Raw genomic sequence first — 15,106 nt, 5'->3', positions numbered from 1 at the left:
CTCAAATGTTAGTGCCTCCTCTACGCTCACGATCACCGAGGCGATGGGGTCGGGCGCTGTCCGGGTCTACGATTATTTGCGGTACGCATATGCGGTAGCGCGCCAGCGCTACGATGGACGCCCTGGATTGCCGCTTGTCGTTTGGTTGGGCTATGGAACGAGTTGGTCTTGTGGTGCTTGCTTCGCGCCAGTGCCTGCGCGTGTGTTTAATCTGCCATTTCTTGCGCAGATGTGGATTCCTGCGGACGTAAATCAACAATATTGGGCGGACTCGGTTACCGGACATGAGTTGGGCCATTGGGCCATGGCGAGTTACGGAACCAGCCCTGAAGAGGGTGGACCTCATTCGATAGGCAAGCCGACCTTTCCTGGCCAAGCCTGGTCGGAAGGCTACGCGACCTGGTTCAGTTCCAACTTGCGGAGCGACAGTTACTACGTGGACAAGCAGGGGGGCTCCATGTTCTGGCTGAACCTTGATGCGAGAGCCTATTCTTACGCACAGCTCCCTTGGTCGCGTCCGTCCCCGAGCAATGGGCTGATACAGTTCATGGATGAAAATGAGGTTTCAGCCATCCTCTGGCGGCTTTCGATGTCACGTCCATGGGGCCCCCAGGCGATAGATCGCGCCTTGGGCTCGCGGCAGTTGAACGCGGCGCCCTTCACGCGGGGGTATACGCGTTACATATGGGAAGTAGATATGGGGACTGGTCAGTTCGTCAACGTGCGAGACACCGGCCTTCCGCGCCCCATGTTGGCGGACTTTTTGGACGCGATGGTGTGTGAAGGTTTCCCGTCGAAAGCGGTGGATTCGGCGACGGAGCCGACGGTGGCATATCCCTACCCAAGTAACGCTCCTATTTGTTTGGACTCGAGCTGCCGCAGCACTTGTGCTGGCTGCTGCCGGGCGGGCGTCTGTCTGGCAGGCACTGCCGCAGCCGCATGTGGTGGGCCCGGTACTGCCTGTGAATCATGTGGTGCCGGCCAGGTCTGTAGTGCCGGGGTGTGCAGCGCGGGCTAGCAGATGTGCCTAACAGGTTTGAGTGTTCCTGCTCTTCATCGTTTGTAGGCGTTTCAAACGCCGAGGTTGCTATGGTTCGCCTTATGTTTCGTGGGTTGATGGTATCGACAATGATGCTGTTCGTGGGCGCTTGTCACCACCCTGACGCGGCTGCTCCAAGCTCCGGAGGAGGCCAGCCGCGTATAACGAGGGAGACTTCCGCGAAAGAAGCGGCTCCTTCGGTTTCGGAAAGTCCGCAGGCTCCTGCGGTGGTGCAATGGGTCCTTCTTGAGCAAGGGACGAATCAGCTCCGACTTCGCGCTGACATTCGCAAGCTGGCGGCTTTTGGTACCGGCCTGACGGTGCAGGTGCAATCACCGGAAGGCGTCCGCATGGTGGATGGCCCCTCCTCCTGGATGGTTCCGGCTGATGCTCAGCAAGGTACCTACAGCCGAGAACTCACGTTCCAGATTGACGTTCCGCCCAGCGAGCCCATTCGTCTCATTGCTGACGCCCAAGGCGAGGGGTTCGGAGTTCATGCCACGGACGCCTTCAATGTTCCCGGCGGGACGAAATCGCGTTCTGGCGAGTCTCCTGCGGGCCCCCTGCCTCAGCCGACAGGACCCGCACTCCGCGTAGGAGACACGAACTTCGGGAATAGCGTTCCTGGCCAGTAGGGCGGAAAGCGCCGGCTGCCACCACGGCCAGATGGTGTGGTGGCACCGGCACTACGACCTGCCCGGCGCTACGAAATTGCCGGTGCTGGACGTGCCTTTCACCCCGGCGGGGTGACGCCTGGCCGCCTGCTGGCCTTGTAGTTTCGCGCGTTTGCATCATGGACTGCGCGTATGTGGGCGCGCGCGGGGAGTGCCTGCTATTCCTGGCGTCCCATGAGTCAAACGCTCTCGGTCGGCCTGGAAAACACGCTCATTTCTCCGTCCTCCGGGGCGCAGCTGGCGCCTACGCTCGCGCCTGGGGGTTCCACGACCCAGCGCCGCAACACGGTGCTGCCCCGGGTGGAGTGGAAGGGCCAGCAGCCCAGCGTGGTGCCGCTGCAGCGCGAGCGCTTCGAGGAAGTGCGTCCCCTGGGGCAGGGCGGCATGGGCGAGGTGGTGCTCATCCGCGACCACGACATCGAGCGGGAGGTCGCGCTCAAGCGGCTGCCTCCGGGCGCGGACCTGGACCGCGTGCTGCGCTTCGTGGAGGAGATCCGCACGGTGGGCATGCTGGACCACCCGAACATCGCGCCCGTGCACGACGTGGGCGTGGATGAGCAGGGCCGGTACTACTTCCTGATGAAGCACCTGAAGGGCGAGACGCTGGAGTCCATCATCGCCCGGCTGCGCCACTCGGAGCTGGACGCGCTGGTGCGCTATCCGTTCCAGGTGCGGGTGCAGATCTTCCTGGGCGTGCTGCACGCGGTGTCGTACGCGCACGGCAAGGGCTTCATCCACCGCGACATCAAGCCCGCGAACATCATGGTGGGCCCCTTCGGCGAGGTGACGGTGCTGGACTGGGGCCTCGCGCGCCGCGTGGGTGCGGCCTCCGACAGGGCCCTGCCGGCTGGCACGCCGACGGACCTGCACTCGGCCCGGCCGCTGCACACGGAGCTGGGCTCCGTGGTGGGCACGCCGCTCTACATGTCCCCGGAGCAGGCGCGCGGCGAGCACGACACGATGGACGCGCGCAGCGACGTCTACAGCCTGTCGGTCCTCTTCCACGAGCTCTTGTCGCTGTCGCACTACCTGGACGGCATCCAGTCGGTGCCGGACATCATGACGGCGGTGCAGACGCGCACGCTGGACATGGGGTCCATGCACAAGAACAGCGCGCAGGGCCCGGTGCCCGCGGAGCTGATGTGGTTCGTGAAGAAGGGGATGAGCAAGGACCCCAAGGAGCGCTTCGAGTCCGTGGACGACATGGTGGCGCAGCTGCAGGCCGCGCTGGAGGGCCGCATCCATGTGCACTGCCAGCGCACGATGCTGAAGAAGACCCTGCACAAGGGCCTGCGCGCCGCGGACCGCAACCCCATGGCCCTCACGGCCGCGGGCTTGGTGGGCGCGGGCCTGGTCATCGCGTCGGCGGTGAACCTGGGCATGTCGCTGTTCGGCGCGATGCTGCACTGAGTTGAAGGCAGGCTCGTAACTTCCGGGCGCGTCCGGGGTTGAATGCATCACCATGCGCGCCCTCCCTGTCTGGCCCCTGGTGGCCGTGTGCCTGTCGTGTGCGTCACGGTCGCAGGTCACGGCACCTGAAGCGCCTGCGCCCTTCGACGAGGCGCGCGCGGTGCACGTGCTGCAGCGGCTGGCGTACGGCCCCTCGGCGAGCGACCTGTCGGAGATGAAGCGGCTGGGCGTGGAAGGGTGGGTGGATGCCCAGCTCCAGCCCGCGTCTGGTGATGCGCTGCCACCCGGGTTGAGCGCGAAGCTCCAGGCGTTCCCCACGCTGGGCCTGTCGATGGCGCAACTCGTGGAGGACTACCCGAGGCCGCCCCCGGAGATGCCACGCGAGGAGAAGCGCGAGCGAGGCCCGGCGCGCGTCGTCTTCGAGCGTTCCTCCGCGAGGGTGCTGCGAGCAGTGGAGAGTCCGCGCCAGTTGGAGGAGGTGCTGGTGGACTTCTGGTTCAACCACTTCAACGTCTCCGAGGACAAAGGCGCGGTGAAGTGGCTGGCCACGTCCTACGAGCGCGACGCCATCCGGCCGCACGTCTTCGGCACGTTCCGGGAGCTGCTGGGCGCGACGGCGCACCACCCGGCGATGCTCTTCTACCTGGACAACTGGCGCAGCACGCGTGAGGGCCTGAGCCAGGAGGAGCTGCGCCACCCGCGCCGCTTCCGCCGTCAGGCCGCGATGATGGAGGACGCGGAGGACGAAGAAGAGGCGAAGCCGAAGCTGGGCCTCAACGAGAACTACGCGCGCGAGCTGCTGGAGTTGCACACGCTGGGCGTGGACGGAGGCTACACGCAGGACGACGTGCGCGAGGTCGCGCGCTGCTTCACGGGCTGGAGCATCCGCCAGCCAAGGAAGGACCCAGGCTTCATCTTCCGCAAGGTGGCGCACGACGCGGAGTCGAAGGTGGTGCTGGGCCAGGTGATTCCAGCGGGAGGCGGGGAGAAGGACGGGGAGCGGGTGCTGGACCTGCTGGCGAGTCATCCCGCGACAGCGCGTCACGTGGCGCGGAAGCTCGCGCAACGCTTCGTCGCGGATGAGCCCTCACCGGAGTTGGTGGAGCGCGTGGCGAGGGTGTTCCTCGATACGAAGGGAGACCTGCGCGCGGTGTATCGAGCGCTGTTCCAGTCGCCGGAGTTCCAGTCGCCGCAGGCGCGGGCCGCGAAGGTGAAGACGCCGTTCGAATACGTGGTGTCCGCGCTGCGAGCGACGAACGCACAGGTGGAGGTGACGCCCCGCCTGCTGCGTCATCTGGCCCTGATGGGAGAGCCGCTCTACCGGGCCCCCGCGCCCAGGGGGTTCCCGGAGGTGGCGGAGCCCTGGGTGAACAGTGGAGCGCTGGTGGCGAGGCTCAACTTCGGTCTGGACCTGGTGGGAGGCCGGCTGCCCGGAGCGCGTGTGTCATTGGACGCGTTCGCGCCGAAGCAGGCGCCCTCCGCTGTTGAGTGGGTGGACGGCCTGGGACAGACGCTGCTGGGCGCGAAGCCATCGGAGGAGACAAGGGCGACCATCCTCGCGGCGCTGGCGGAGAAGCGAGAAGCCGCGAGCGCCGTGGATGAAGCGCCACCCGTGGACGTGCCTCTCATCGCGGGGCTGCTGCTCGGCTCGCCGGAGTTCCAGAAACAATGACGACACGACTCTCCCGCAGGCAGCTCCTTCAAGCCCTGGGCATGACGGGCGCGGGCCTCGTGCTGGCGCCGTCCTTCCTGTCCCGCGCCTGGGCCGCGAGTCCTGGTGATGCGCCCACCCGTCGCGCACTGGTGACGGTGTTCCTGCGAGGTGGCGCGGACGGCCTGTCGCTGGTTCCACCCGTTGAAGACGACGCCTATCAGCGCGCACGGCCCACGCTCGCGCTCAAGTTCGAGGGCGAGCACGCCGCACTGAAGCTCACGGGCCCCTTCGGTCTGCACCCCTCGCTCGGCGCCCTGATGCCCCTGTGGTCGGAAGGGAAGCTCGCGGTGCTCCCCGGCGTGGGGCTTCCCGTCACGCCACGTTCGCACTTCGACGCGCAGGACTTCCTGGAGTCCGGCACGCCGGGACGCAAGTCCACCGCGGACGGCTGGCTCAACCGCGCGCTCCTGGACGCGAAGGACGACTCACCCCTGCGCGCAGTGGCCCTGCAACCCACGTTGCCGCGAGCCCTCTACGGCAACGCGGGGGCCCTCGCGATGGGGCGGTTGGAGGACTTCCGGCTGCGCACCGGACGCAAGCATGGCGACGCGCGCCAGGGCTTCTCCGCGCTCTACTCCGGCGCGGTGGATCAAGCGCTGAAGGGCGCGGGCGCGGACGCCTTCGAGGCCATGTCGAAGCTGGACGGAGCCCGCCTCGCGAAGCTGCCCGTTACTCCCGGCGTGACGTACCCGGGGACGCCGCTGGCCCGCCGTCTCCAGGACATCGCGCGTCTCATCAAGGGCGACGTAGGGCTGGAGGTCGCCGCGACGGAGATGGGCGGTTGGGACACGCACGTCGCCCAGGGAGTCACCCAGGGCGCGTTCGCGAGGCGCTGCGAGGAGCTGGGCAACGCGCTGGCCGCGTTCGCGGCGGACCTGGGCCCGAAGCTCGACACCGTGACGGTGCTGGTGATGACGGAGTTCGGCCGCACCGTGAAGGAGAACGGCAATCAGGGCACCGACCACGGCGTGGGCGGCGTGATGTTCGCGCTGGGCGGCGGCGTGAAGGGTGGCGTGCACGGCCGCTTCGAATCCCTCACGGTGGACCGCCTCCAGGACGGCCGGGACGTGCCCTCCTGGACCGACGTCCGCGCCCCCTGTCCGAGGCCCTCCGCGCCTGCCGCCCCGGCGTGGCCCTGGCGAAGGTGTTCCCCGGCTACCGGGAGGACCGGGTCCTCGGGATGTTCACCTGAACCGTGTCGCCCCGGACGCGCACGGTGTGATGGACTGGCGGCGTGCAACGCTTCCGCCGCCTCCTCATGGCCTTCGTCCTCGTCACTGGCATGCTGTACCTCGCGCTGTGCGCCCTCGCCTTCGCCGCGCAGCGCTCCCTCATCTACCCCGCGCCCCACACGGAGCCCGCGAACCTGCGCGACCAGCCGGGCTTCGGCGTGGTGCCGCTGGCCTCAGGCCTCAACGTGGATCGCTTCTATCTGCCCGCGCCTCCGGGAGCCCGCACCGTGGTGCACTTCCACGGCAACGGCGAGCAGCTCCTGTGGCAGCAGGGCCTGGGCCAGGCGCTCGGGGACGTGGGGTTGGGCTTCCTCGCGGTCGAGTACCCCGGCTACGGCGCGTCGCCGGGCAGTCCGTCCGAGGCGGGTTTGTACGCGTCCGCGGAGGCCGCGCTCCAGTTCCTCCGTGAGCAGGGCGTGAAGCCAGAGGACATCGTGCTCAGCGGGCGCAGCCTGGGCACCGGCGTCGCCGTGGAGATGGCCCGGCGCGGTTACGGTGCACGCATGGTGCTGGTGTCCCCGTACACGTCCATGGTCGCCATGGGCCAGCGCACCATGCCCTTCCTCCCCGTGTCGCTGCTGATGCGCGACCGCTACCAGTCGCTCGACAAGGCCAAGGACATCCCCATCCCCGTCCTCATCATCCATGGCGAGCAGGACGAAGTGGTCCCCGTGGACATGGGCCGCACGCTGGGCCAGCGCTTCCCGCACGCCCTCGTGGTGACCGTGCCAGGCGCGGGCCACAACGACGTGCTGGAGCGGGAGGGTCAGCAGGATCTCGCGCGGCTGGCCAGGTTCGCGCTCGACGGCAGCTGAGCGGCCCGGCAGGACGCATGACGTCCTGCGTTGCGTTCCCTTGCGCCTACCGGTGAGCGCCGGATTATGCTCGGTGTCATCAACGCGATGTTTCATCGCGTCCTCAAGCTCCCCCGAGGGATGGATGAGCATCGACCCGGCCCCCGCCGCGACCCTGTCCGAAGCGGCCCGTGAAATCGTCGAAGTGGGCCGCTTCCTCAGCGTGCGCAACTTCGTGCCCGCCACCAGCGGCAACTTCTCCCGCAGGCTGGATGCCCGCACCGCCGCCGTCACCCGCTCCGGCGTGGACAAGGGCGAGCTGGTGGAGGCGGACATCCTGGTCGCGGACATCCACGCGCCGCCGCCCAAGGGCTCGTCCGCGGAGACGCCCCTTCACCTGCAGCTGTACAGAGACCGGCCGGAGGCGCAGGCCGTGCTGCACACGCACTCCGTGGTGGCCGCGCTCCTGTCGAACCTGCGACTGCCGGAGGGCGAGCTGGTGCTCCAGGACTTCGAGCTGCTCAAGGCCCTGGGCGACACGCGCACGCACGAGGCGGCGGTGTCCATCCCCATCTTCCCCAACGACCAGGACATCCCCCGGCTCGCGGACAAGGTGACCGCGATGCTCGCGAAACGCACGGACCTGGTCGCGTATCTCATCGCCGGCCACGGGCTTTACACCTGGGGCCGGAGCATGGCCGAGGCCCGCCGCCACGTCGTGGCGCTGGAACACCTGCTGACGTACGAACTCGAGAAGATGAAGGTGCGGCGATGAGCAAGCTGATTGTCTACAACGACCACCAGCCGGAGGCGCCGCTGGGCGTCTTCACCGAACCCGAGGACATCCGTCGCGAGCTGAAGCCCGCGGGCGTGCGCTTCGAGCGCGTGGACGCGTCCGTGGACCTGCCGGACGGCGCGGGCCAGGAAGAGGTCCTCGCGGCCTACAAGCACGTGGTGGACGCGGAGATGAAGGCCCACGGCTACAACACCGTGGACGTGGCGCGCATCAAGCCGGACGCCCCCAACGTGGAGGCCGCCCGCGCGAAGTTCCTCTCCGAGCACGCCCACACGGAGGACGAGTCGCGCATCATGGTGGAGGGCAGCGGCTGCTTCTACCTGCACGCGGGCGACAAGGTCTTCCAGGTGGAGTGCACGCGAGGTGACCTCATCAGCGTGCCGGAAGGCATGAAGCACTGGTTCGACATGGGCGCCGCGCCCCGGTTCGCCGCCATCCGCTTCTTCATCCGCCCGGACGGCTGGGTAGGCCACTTCACCGGCGAGACCATCGCCGAGCGCTTCCCGAAGTACGCGCCGTGAGTGCCCCCAAGGCGGTCGTCACGGACATCGAAGGCACCACCAGCTCCATCGCCTTCGTGAAGGACGTCCTCTTCCCCTTCGCCCGGAAGCACCTGGCGGAGTACATCGCCACGCACGGGCAGCAGGCCGCCGTGCGCCAGTGCCTGTCCGACGCCCGCACGCTCGCGGGCGAGCCCGGCCTGGACGAGGTGGGCACCGTCGCCCTGCTCCAGCGCTGGCTGGACGAGGACCGCAAGGCCACGCCGCTCAAGACGCTCCAGGGGCTCATCTGGGCGGACGGCTACGCGCGCGGCGAAATCAAGGGCCACGTCTACTCGGACGCGGCCCGGGCCCTGCGTGAATGGCACAGCAAGGGCCTGCGCCTGTATGTCTATTCCTCCGGCAGCATCGCCGCGCAGAGGCTCATCTTCGGCTACAGCGTGGAAGGGGACCTGACGCCGGTGTTCTCCGGCTACTTCGACACCACCACCGGACCCAAGGTGGAGGCGCCGTCGTACACGAAGATTGCCCAGGCGCTGGAGCTGCCTCCCGGCGACATCCTGTTCCTCTCCGACAACACGGCGGAGCTGGACGCGGCGAAGCAGGCGGGCTTCCGCACCGCGGCGCTGGACCGGGGCGAGGTGGCCCTGCCGCCGGGCCACGGGCACCCGGTGTTCCACGACTTCACGTCGCTCGACCCGTTCGCGCACGTGTCTTGAATTGATTCCTCATCCCGAGCTTTCCCGGAGCGGAGCCTCCCCCCATGTCGAGTTCCAACAAGCCCGTGCTGGGCATCATCGGCGGCAGCGGCCTGTATCAGATTGACGGCCTGACGGATGTGTCGTGGCGCCGGGTGTCGTCGCCGTTCGGTGAGACGTCGGACGAGTTCTGCTTTGGCCGCATCGGCGACCAGCCGGTGGTGTTCCTGCCGCGCCACGGGCGTGGGCACAAGATTCCGCCGTCGGAGCTGAACTTCCGCGCGAACATTGACGCGCTCAAGCGCAGCGGCGTGACGGACATCCTCTCCGTCTCCGCGGTGGGCAGCCTGCGGGAGGATTTGCCGCCGGGTACCTTCGTGGTGGTGGACCAGTTCGTGGACCGCACCTTCGCGCGCGTGAAGAGCTTCTTCTCGCAGGGCCTGGTGGCGCACGTGTCCATGGCGAAGCCCACGTGCTCGCGCCTGGGTGACGCGGTGATGGCCGCGTGCGAGGGCCTGGACATCAAGGTCGTGCGCGGCGGCACGTACCTGGTGATGGAGGGCCCGCAGTTCTCCACGCTGGCGGAGAGCAAGATGTACCGGCAGTGGGGCTGCGATGTGATTGGCATGACCAACATGCCGGAGGCCAAGCTCGCCCGTGAGGCGGAGATCTGCTACGCGAGCGTTTCGATGGTCACGGATTTCGACTGCTGGCATCCGGACCACGACGCGGTGACGGTGGACCAGGTGATCGCGGTGCTGCTGGGCAACGCGGGCAAGGCGCGCGGGCTGGTGAAGAACATCGCGCCGCTCGTGAGCCAGCACTCCACCCCGTGCCACGCCGGCTGCCAGACGGCGCTGGAGCACGCCATCATGACGTCGCCCGACGCGCGCGACCCGGCCATGGTGGAGAAGCTCTCCGCGGTGGCGGGCCGCGTCCTCAAGCGCTGAACGGCCGAACAAGGAAGACACGGCGATGAAAGTCCAAGGCGTTCCGATGCGCTCCATCTGGGTCGAGTCCGACGGCTGGAGCGTCGGCGTCATCGACCAGACGCGCCTGCCGCACGCGTTCGTGAAGGTGAAGCTGTCCACGGCGGACGAAGCGGGCCATGCCATCCGCAGCATGCTGGTGCGCGGCGCGCCGCTCATCGGCGCCACGGCGGCGTATGGCGTGTGTCTGGCCATGCGCCAGGACGCGTCCGACGGCGCGCTGGAGAAGGCGCTGACCATGCTCCGGGCCACGCGGCCCACGGCGGTGAACCTGCACTGGGCGCTGGATGGGATGCGGCAGGTGCTCGCGCCGCTGCAGCCGTCGGAGCGCGTGGAGGCGGCGTACCGGCAGGCGGCGGCGCTGTGCGACGAGGATGTGGCCATCAACCGCGCCATCGGCGAGCACGCGCTGAAGCTGTTCCAGGAGGCGTGGGACAAGAAGGGCCGCAAGGGACGGCTCAACGTGCTCACGCACTGCAACGCTGGCTGGCTGGCCACGGTGGACTGGGGCACGGCGCTGGCGCCCATGTACCTGGCGCACGACGCGGGCATCCCCCTGCACGTCTGGGTGGACGAAACGCGCCCGCGCAACCAGGGCGCGGTGCTGACGGCGTGGGAGCTGGGACAGCACGGCGTCCCTCACACGGTCATCGCGGACAACGTCGGCGGCCACCTGATGCAGCACGGGGAAGTGGACCTGTGCATCGTCGGCACGGACCGCACGACCGCGCGCGGGGACGTGGCGAACAAGATCGGCACGTACCTGAAGGCGCTGGCCGCGAAGGACAACGGCGTGCCGTTCTACGTGGCGCTGCCGTCGCCCACCATCGACTGGACCATCCAGGACGGCGTGAAGGAGATCCCCATCGAGCAGCGCGACGGCACGGAGCTCAGTGACGTCACGGGCCGGCTGCCTTCGGGAGACATCGCCACGGTGAGGATTACGCCTCCGGGGAGCCCCGCCGCGAACTACGCGTTCGACGTGACGCCCGCGCGGCTGGTGACGGCGCTCGTCACGGAGCGCGGCGTGTGTCCCGCGACGGAGGAGGGGATGCTGTCCCTCTTCCCGGAGCGGCGCGCTCAGCGGAGCCCCGCGAAGTGAGCGGGGCGGGGGGCCACCAGGCACTGCGCGAGGCGATGGTGGCCACCTCGCGGCGGATGAACACCTCCGGGCTGAACCAGGGCACGTCCGGCAACCTGAGCCAGCGGGTGGAGGGCGGCTTCCTCCTCACGCCGTCCGGGATGAACTACGAGACGATGACGCCGGAGGACCTGGTCCTCATGCGCTTCGACGGCTCGCACGAGGGCCACCGCAAGCCGTCCACCGAGTGGCAGCTGCACCGGGACCTCCTCCAGGCGCGGCCGGAGGTGGGCGCGGTGCTGCACACGCACAGCATGTTCAGCACCACGCTGGCCTGCCTGCGCCGGGGCATCCCCGCCTTCCACTACATGGTGTCCGCGGCGGGCGGCACGGACATCCGGTGCGCCGAGTACGCCACCTTCGGCACGCCGGAGCTGGCGAGGCACATGATGGTGGCCCTGGAGGGCCGCAAGGCGTGTCTGCTGGCCAACCACGGCATGGTCGCCGTGGGCATGGACCTGGCCGCGGCCTGGAAGCTGGCGGTGGAGGTGGAGACGCTGGCGGCCATGTATTGGCGCGCGCTCCAACTGGGCGAGCCCGTGGTGCTGGACGACGCGGAAATGGAGCGCGTGTTCCAGCAATTCCGGGGGTATGGCCAGTAGGCGTCGCTCCGCGCACATGTTCCTGCATGATTCTTGGGGTCCCTGCCTCTAAGTCGGACAGGGGGAGGCGGCTGGGTCAGCCTCGGTCTCCAGGAGGAGTCGGCATGCGGTGGGTTCTCGGGTGCATGGTGATGATGGCACTGGGGTGTGCCTCGCTCATGCCGGTGGGGCGGGAACCCTCGGATCCGCGGCTGAAGGACGCGCTCCAGGCCTACGAGCAGTCCGCGACGCTCTACGAGGAGGGTCGGTACGCGGAGGCCGTGGCGCCCGGTGAGCACGCCCTGGCGCTGCGGGAGGCAGTGCTCGGGGACTCGCATCCGGACGTCGCCTACTGCCTGAGCCTGCTGGGGGAGGTGTACCGCCTCCAGGGAGACTTCGCCCGGGCGGGCGTCGTTCACGAGCGCGCGCTGGCCATCCGGGAAGCGGTGGTGAACGACGACGCGGTGAAGGCCGTCACGGTGGCCAGGCTGCTCGGCTTCGCCGCCTCGCCCGCCATGGAGACGGACCGTCAGGCCGGGGGCTTCTACGACCATGGGCACGCGATGTCCCGGCGGACGAACAACCTGTTCAGCCTGGACAAGCGTCGCCGCATGGGGGCGTTCGCCAGCCAGGAGGTGACCCTCAGCGAGAACCAGTCCGCCTTCGCCGAGTCCCTCAACAACCTGGCCAACCTCTACCAGCAGCAGGGGCTCTACAGCCGCGCGGAGCCGCTCTACTCGCGCGCGTTGGACTTGAGGGAGACCGTGCTCGGCAAGCATCACCTCACCGTCTCGGACTCGCTCAACAACCTGGCGCTGCTCTACCGGGAGCAGGGGCTGTATGGCCGGGCGGAGCCGCTCTACGTGCGGGCGCTCGCCCTGCGCGAGTCGGCGCTGGGCAAGGAGGATCCGCTGGTCGCGGACTCGCTCGACACGCTGGCCACGCTCTACCAGGACCAGGGCCAGTACGGCCGGGCGGAGCCGCTGGGCCTGCGCGCGCTCTCCATAAGGGAGGAGGCGCTCGGCAAGAAGCATCCGTTGGTCGCGGACTCGCTCAACAACCTGGCCAATCTCTATCAGGACCAGGGGCTGTACGACCGGGCGGAGCCGCTCTACGTGCGGGCGCTGGCCATTCGCGAGGCGGCGACGGACGGCAGCTCTTCGGACCTGGCCGCCGCGCTCAACAACCTGGCCACGCTCTACCAGGCGCAGGGGAAGTACAGCCAGGCGGAGCCGCTCTACGCGCGGGCGCTGGCCATCTGGGAGAAGGCGTTCGGAACGCACCATCCGCACGTCGCGGCGTCGCTCAACAACCTGGCCACGCTGTACCGGAAGCAGGGGAAGTACAGCCAGGCGGAGCCGCTCTACGCGCGCGCGCTGGCCATCTGGGAGGAGGTTCTCGGCAAGAGGCATCCGGACGTCGCGGGGTCGCTCAACAACCTGGCCACGCTCTACCGGGACCAGGGGAAGTACAGCCAGGCGGAGCCGCTCTACGAGCGCGCGCTGGCGATTCGTGAAGCCGTGCTGGGCCGGAATCATCCGGACCTCGCTGCGTCGCTCAACAACCTGGCGCTCCTGCGTCTGGCGCAGCACCGCCTGGACGACGCGGTGCCCTTGTTCACGCGCGCCTTCGGAGTCTCCGAGCAGCGCCTGCGTCGCGAGGCGCTCGAGTTCTCCGAGGCGCGGCTGTCCAGCTTCCTCCAGCACCTGCGCGCGGACGAGGAGCAGCTCTACGCGCTCGTGCGAGCGCATCCGGACTCCGCCAACGTCCGGCGTCTGGCATTGAGCGCCGCGTTGCTGCTCAAGGGCCGCTCCGTGGAGGAGACGGCGGACATCTCCCGAGCGGTCTACCGGAGCCTGGGCGCGGAGGAGCGAGGCACCTTCGAGCAACTGCGCAAGCTGCGCACCCAGCTGGCCAGCCTCTCGCTGCACGGGCCCGGAGCGTTCACGCCGTCCTCCTATCAGCGGCAGCTCACGGCGCTGACCGAGCAGGGCGATGCGTTGGAGGCGACGCTCGCCAGCCGTTCCGCGCCGCTGCGCGCGTTGGCCGCGCTGCCCGCGCCGGATGACATCGTCGACCGTGTCGCGGGAGCCCTGCCGGACGATGGTGCCCTCGTGGAGTTCATCACCTACGAGGACCGTCCCCTCGTGCTGGGAACGGGCACGGCCCAGCTCCGCTGTCTGGCGTTGGTGCTGCTGCCCGACGGGAACATCCGCGCGTTGGACCTGGGGCCCGCGGCGCCCATCGAGGCCGCGGCCTCCAGTCTGCGGGACGCGTTGGCCCGCCGGGACGCGGCCTTCGAGGACTCCGCGCACGCGCTCTACCGGCTCGCGTTCCAACCGCTGCTCCCGCTGTTGGGGAAGGCCCGCCGCCTCTTCCTCTCACCGGATGGTCAGCTGGCGCTGGTGCCCTTCGCGGCGCTGCACGACGGCCGGCGGTACCTGGTGGACAGCTACGACTTCACCTACGTCACCTCCGGGAAGGATCTGCTGCCCCGGCCCCAGCAGCGGAGGCCGGCGTCCTCGGTGGTGGTGCTGGCGGATCCCACGTTCAACACGGGGCTCCAGGCTTCCACGCTCCCCGCGGGAGGCGCGTCCGTGGTGGCGGAGCGTTCGCCTTCGCTGCGGCGCGAGGACCTGGTGGCGCGTGACTGGGCACCGGTGCCGCTGCCGGGCTCGCGCGAGGAGGCGGAGGCCATCCAGCGCCTGTTCCCGCAGGCGCAGCTGTTCCTGGGACCGAAGGCGACCAAGGAGCGGCTGCTGCACCTGAGCACGCCGGGCATCCTGCACCTGGCGACCCACGGCTTCTTCCTGGAGGACGCCGCCGCGCCGGAGAACGCGCGAGCCGTCGCGACCTTCGGAGCGCTGGGCGAGGATCCGCAGGCCGCGCGCCCGCCGGATCCGCTGCTGCGCTCCGGCCTGCTGCTCGCGGGGGAGACGGAGAAGAATGCTTCCGACAGCGCGCTGGTGACGGCGCTGGAGCTGGCGGGCCTGGACCTGTGGGGCACGCAGCTGGTGGTCCTGTCCGCCTGTGACACGGGCCGGGGCGCGGTCCGGCGAGGCCAGGGCGTCTACGGCCTGCGCCGGGCCTTCCTGGTGGCGGGAGCGGAGACGGTGGTGATGAGCCTCTGGAAGGTGGACGACGCGACGACGCGCACGTTGATGGAGACCTACTATCGCCACCTGCTCGGCGGCGAGGGCCTGGCCACGGCGCTGCGTGAAGCGATGCGGGAGCTGCGCAGCGCGCAGCCCCATCCGCACTACTGGGCGCCGTTCATCGCCATGGGGCGGGATACGCCGCTGCGGCTGCTCCAGTGAACCATTGGTGAGCAAGCTGGCCGCTGAAAATAGTAACTACGCTCCGACTGCCGGACGCCGGACCAGACATGTCGTGGGTGTCCGTTGATGCGGAGGCGGTCTCAAGCGGTGAACGCACCACGTGGGTGCTCACCATGGCACCCTGCTTGACGGGAGGCACTGGGTGCGAGGCAGAGGGAAAGCAGCAAGGCTGACAGGTGAGGACAGGCTGGAGATTCGTC

The 15,106-nt window shown here is 68.8% G+C and carries 10 protein-coding genes and 1 pseudogene; all 11 read left to right on the top strand.

Annotated features, from left to right (window positions below):
- Positions 1 to 1,887: 1,887 nt before the first annotated feature.
- Complete coding sequence (locus D7Y15_RS18590) at positions 1,888 to 3,123, top strand: serine/threonine-protein kinase (RefSeq protein WP_121753426.1); 1,236 nt, start codon at positions 1,888 to 1,890, stop codon at positions 3,121 to 3,123.
- 52 nt (positions 3,124 to 3,175) lie between these two features.
- Entirely contained in the window at positions 3,176 to 4,795 is a 1,620-nt protein-coding gene (locus D7Y15_RS18585) for a DUF1800 domain-containing protein (RefSeq protein ID WP_121753425.1), read from the top strand.
- A pseudogene (locus D7Y15_RS18580) lies at positions 4,792 to 5,832 on the top strand (DUF1501 domain-containing protein); the annotation flags it as partial. The gene D7Y15_RS18585 and the pseudogene D7Y15_RS18580, both read left to right, overlap by 4 nt.
- Positions 5,833 to 6,071: 239 nt before the next feature.
- Positions 6,072 to 6,884: an alpha/beta hydrolase gene (locus tag D7Y15_RS18575; protein WP_121753424.1), complete on the top strand. Its 813-nt coding sequence runs from the start codon at positions 6,072 to 6,074 to the stop codon at positions 6,882 to 6,884.
- 124 nt (positions 6,885 to 7,008) lie between these two features.
- On the top strand, positions 7,009 to 7,638 hold the full coding sequence (locus tag D7Y15_RS18570; protein WP_120561323.1) for a methylthioribulose 1-phosphate dehydratase: 630 nt from the start codon (positions 7,009 to 7,011) through the stop codon (positions 7,636 to 7,638).
- The gene (locus D7Y15_RS18565; protein ID WP_120574542.1) at positions 7,635 to 8,180 is read left to right on the top strand and encodes an acireductone dioxygenase; all 546 of its coding nucleotides are present in this window, start codon (positions 7,635 to 7,637) and stop codon (positions 8,178 to 8,180) included. The genes D7Y15_RS18570 and D7Y15_RS18565 overlap by 4 nt, the downstream gene beginning before the upstream one ends.
- Entirely contained in the window at positions 8,177 to 8,878 is a 702-nt protein-coding gene (mtnC, locus tag D7Y15_RS18560; protein WP_121753423.1) for an acireductone synthase, read from the top strand. The genes D7Y15_RS18565 and mtnC overlap by 4 nt, the downstream gene beginning before the upstream one ends.
- A 44-nt stretch (positions 8,879 to 8,922) precedes the next feature.
- Positions 8,923 to 9,807, top strand: a complete 885-nt coding sequence (locus D7Y15_RS18555) for an S-methyl-5'-thioadenosine phosphorylase (protein WP_121753422.1) — start codon at positions 8,923 to 8,925, stop codon at positions 9,805 to 9,807.
- 25 nt (positions 9,808 to 9,832) lie between these two features.
- Positions 9,833 to 10,948, top strand: coding sequence for an S-methyl-5-thioribose-1-phosphate isomerase (gene mtnA, locus D7Y15_RS18550; RefSeq protein ID WP_121753421.1), 1,116 nt, complete (start codon positions 9,833 to 9,835; stop codon positions 10,946 to 10,948).
- A complete protein-coding gene (locus D7Y15_RS18545; RefSeq protein ID WP_121753420.1) occupies positions 10,945 to 11,589 on the top strand; it encodes a class II aldolase/adducin family protein in 645 nt (214 codons plus the stop codon). The genes mtnA and D7Y15_RS18545 overlap by 4 nt, the downstream gene beginning before the upstream one ends.
- Before the next feature lie 104 nt (positions 11,590 to 11,693).
- Positions 11,694 to 14,885: a CHAT domain-containing tetratricopeptide repeat protein gene (locus D7Y15_RS18540; protein ID WP_121753419.1), complete on the top strand. Its 3,192-nt coding sequence runs from the start codon at positions 11,694 to 11,696 to the stop codon at positions 14,883 to 14,885.
- Positions 14,886 to 15,106: the final 221 nt, after the last annotated feature.

The sequence above is a fragment of the Corallococcus sp. AB030 genome (assembly GCF_003668965.1).
Taxonomy (GTDB): Bacteria; Myxococcota; Myxococcia; order Myxococcales; family Myxococcaceae; genus Corallococcus; species Corallococcus exiguus.
The sequence above is the reverse complement of the archived record's forward strand: the minus strand, read 5'-3'. Positions and strand labels throughout refer to the sequence as shown.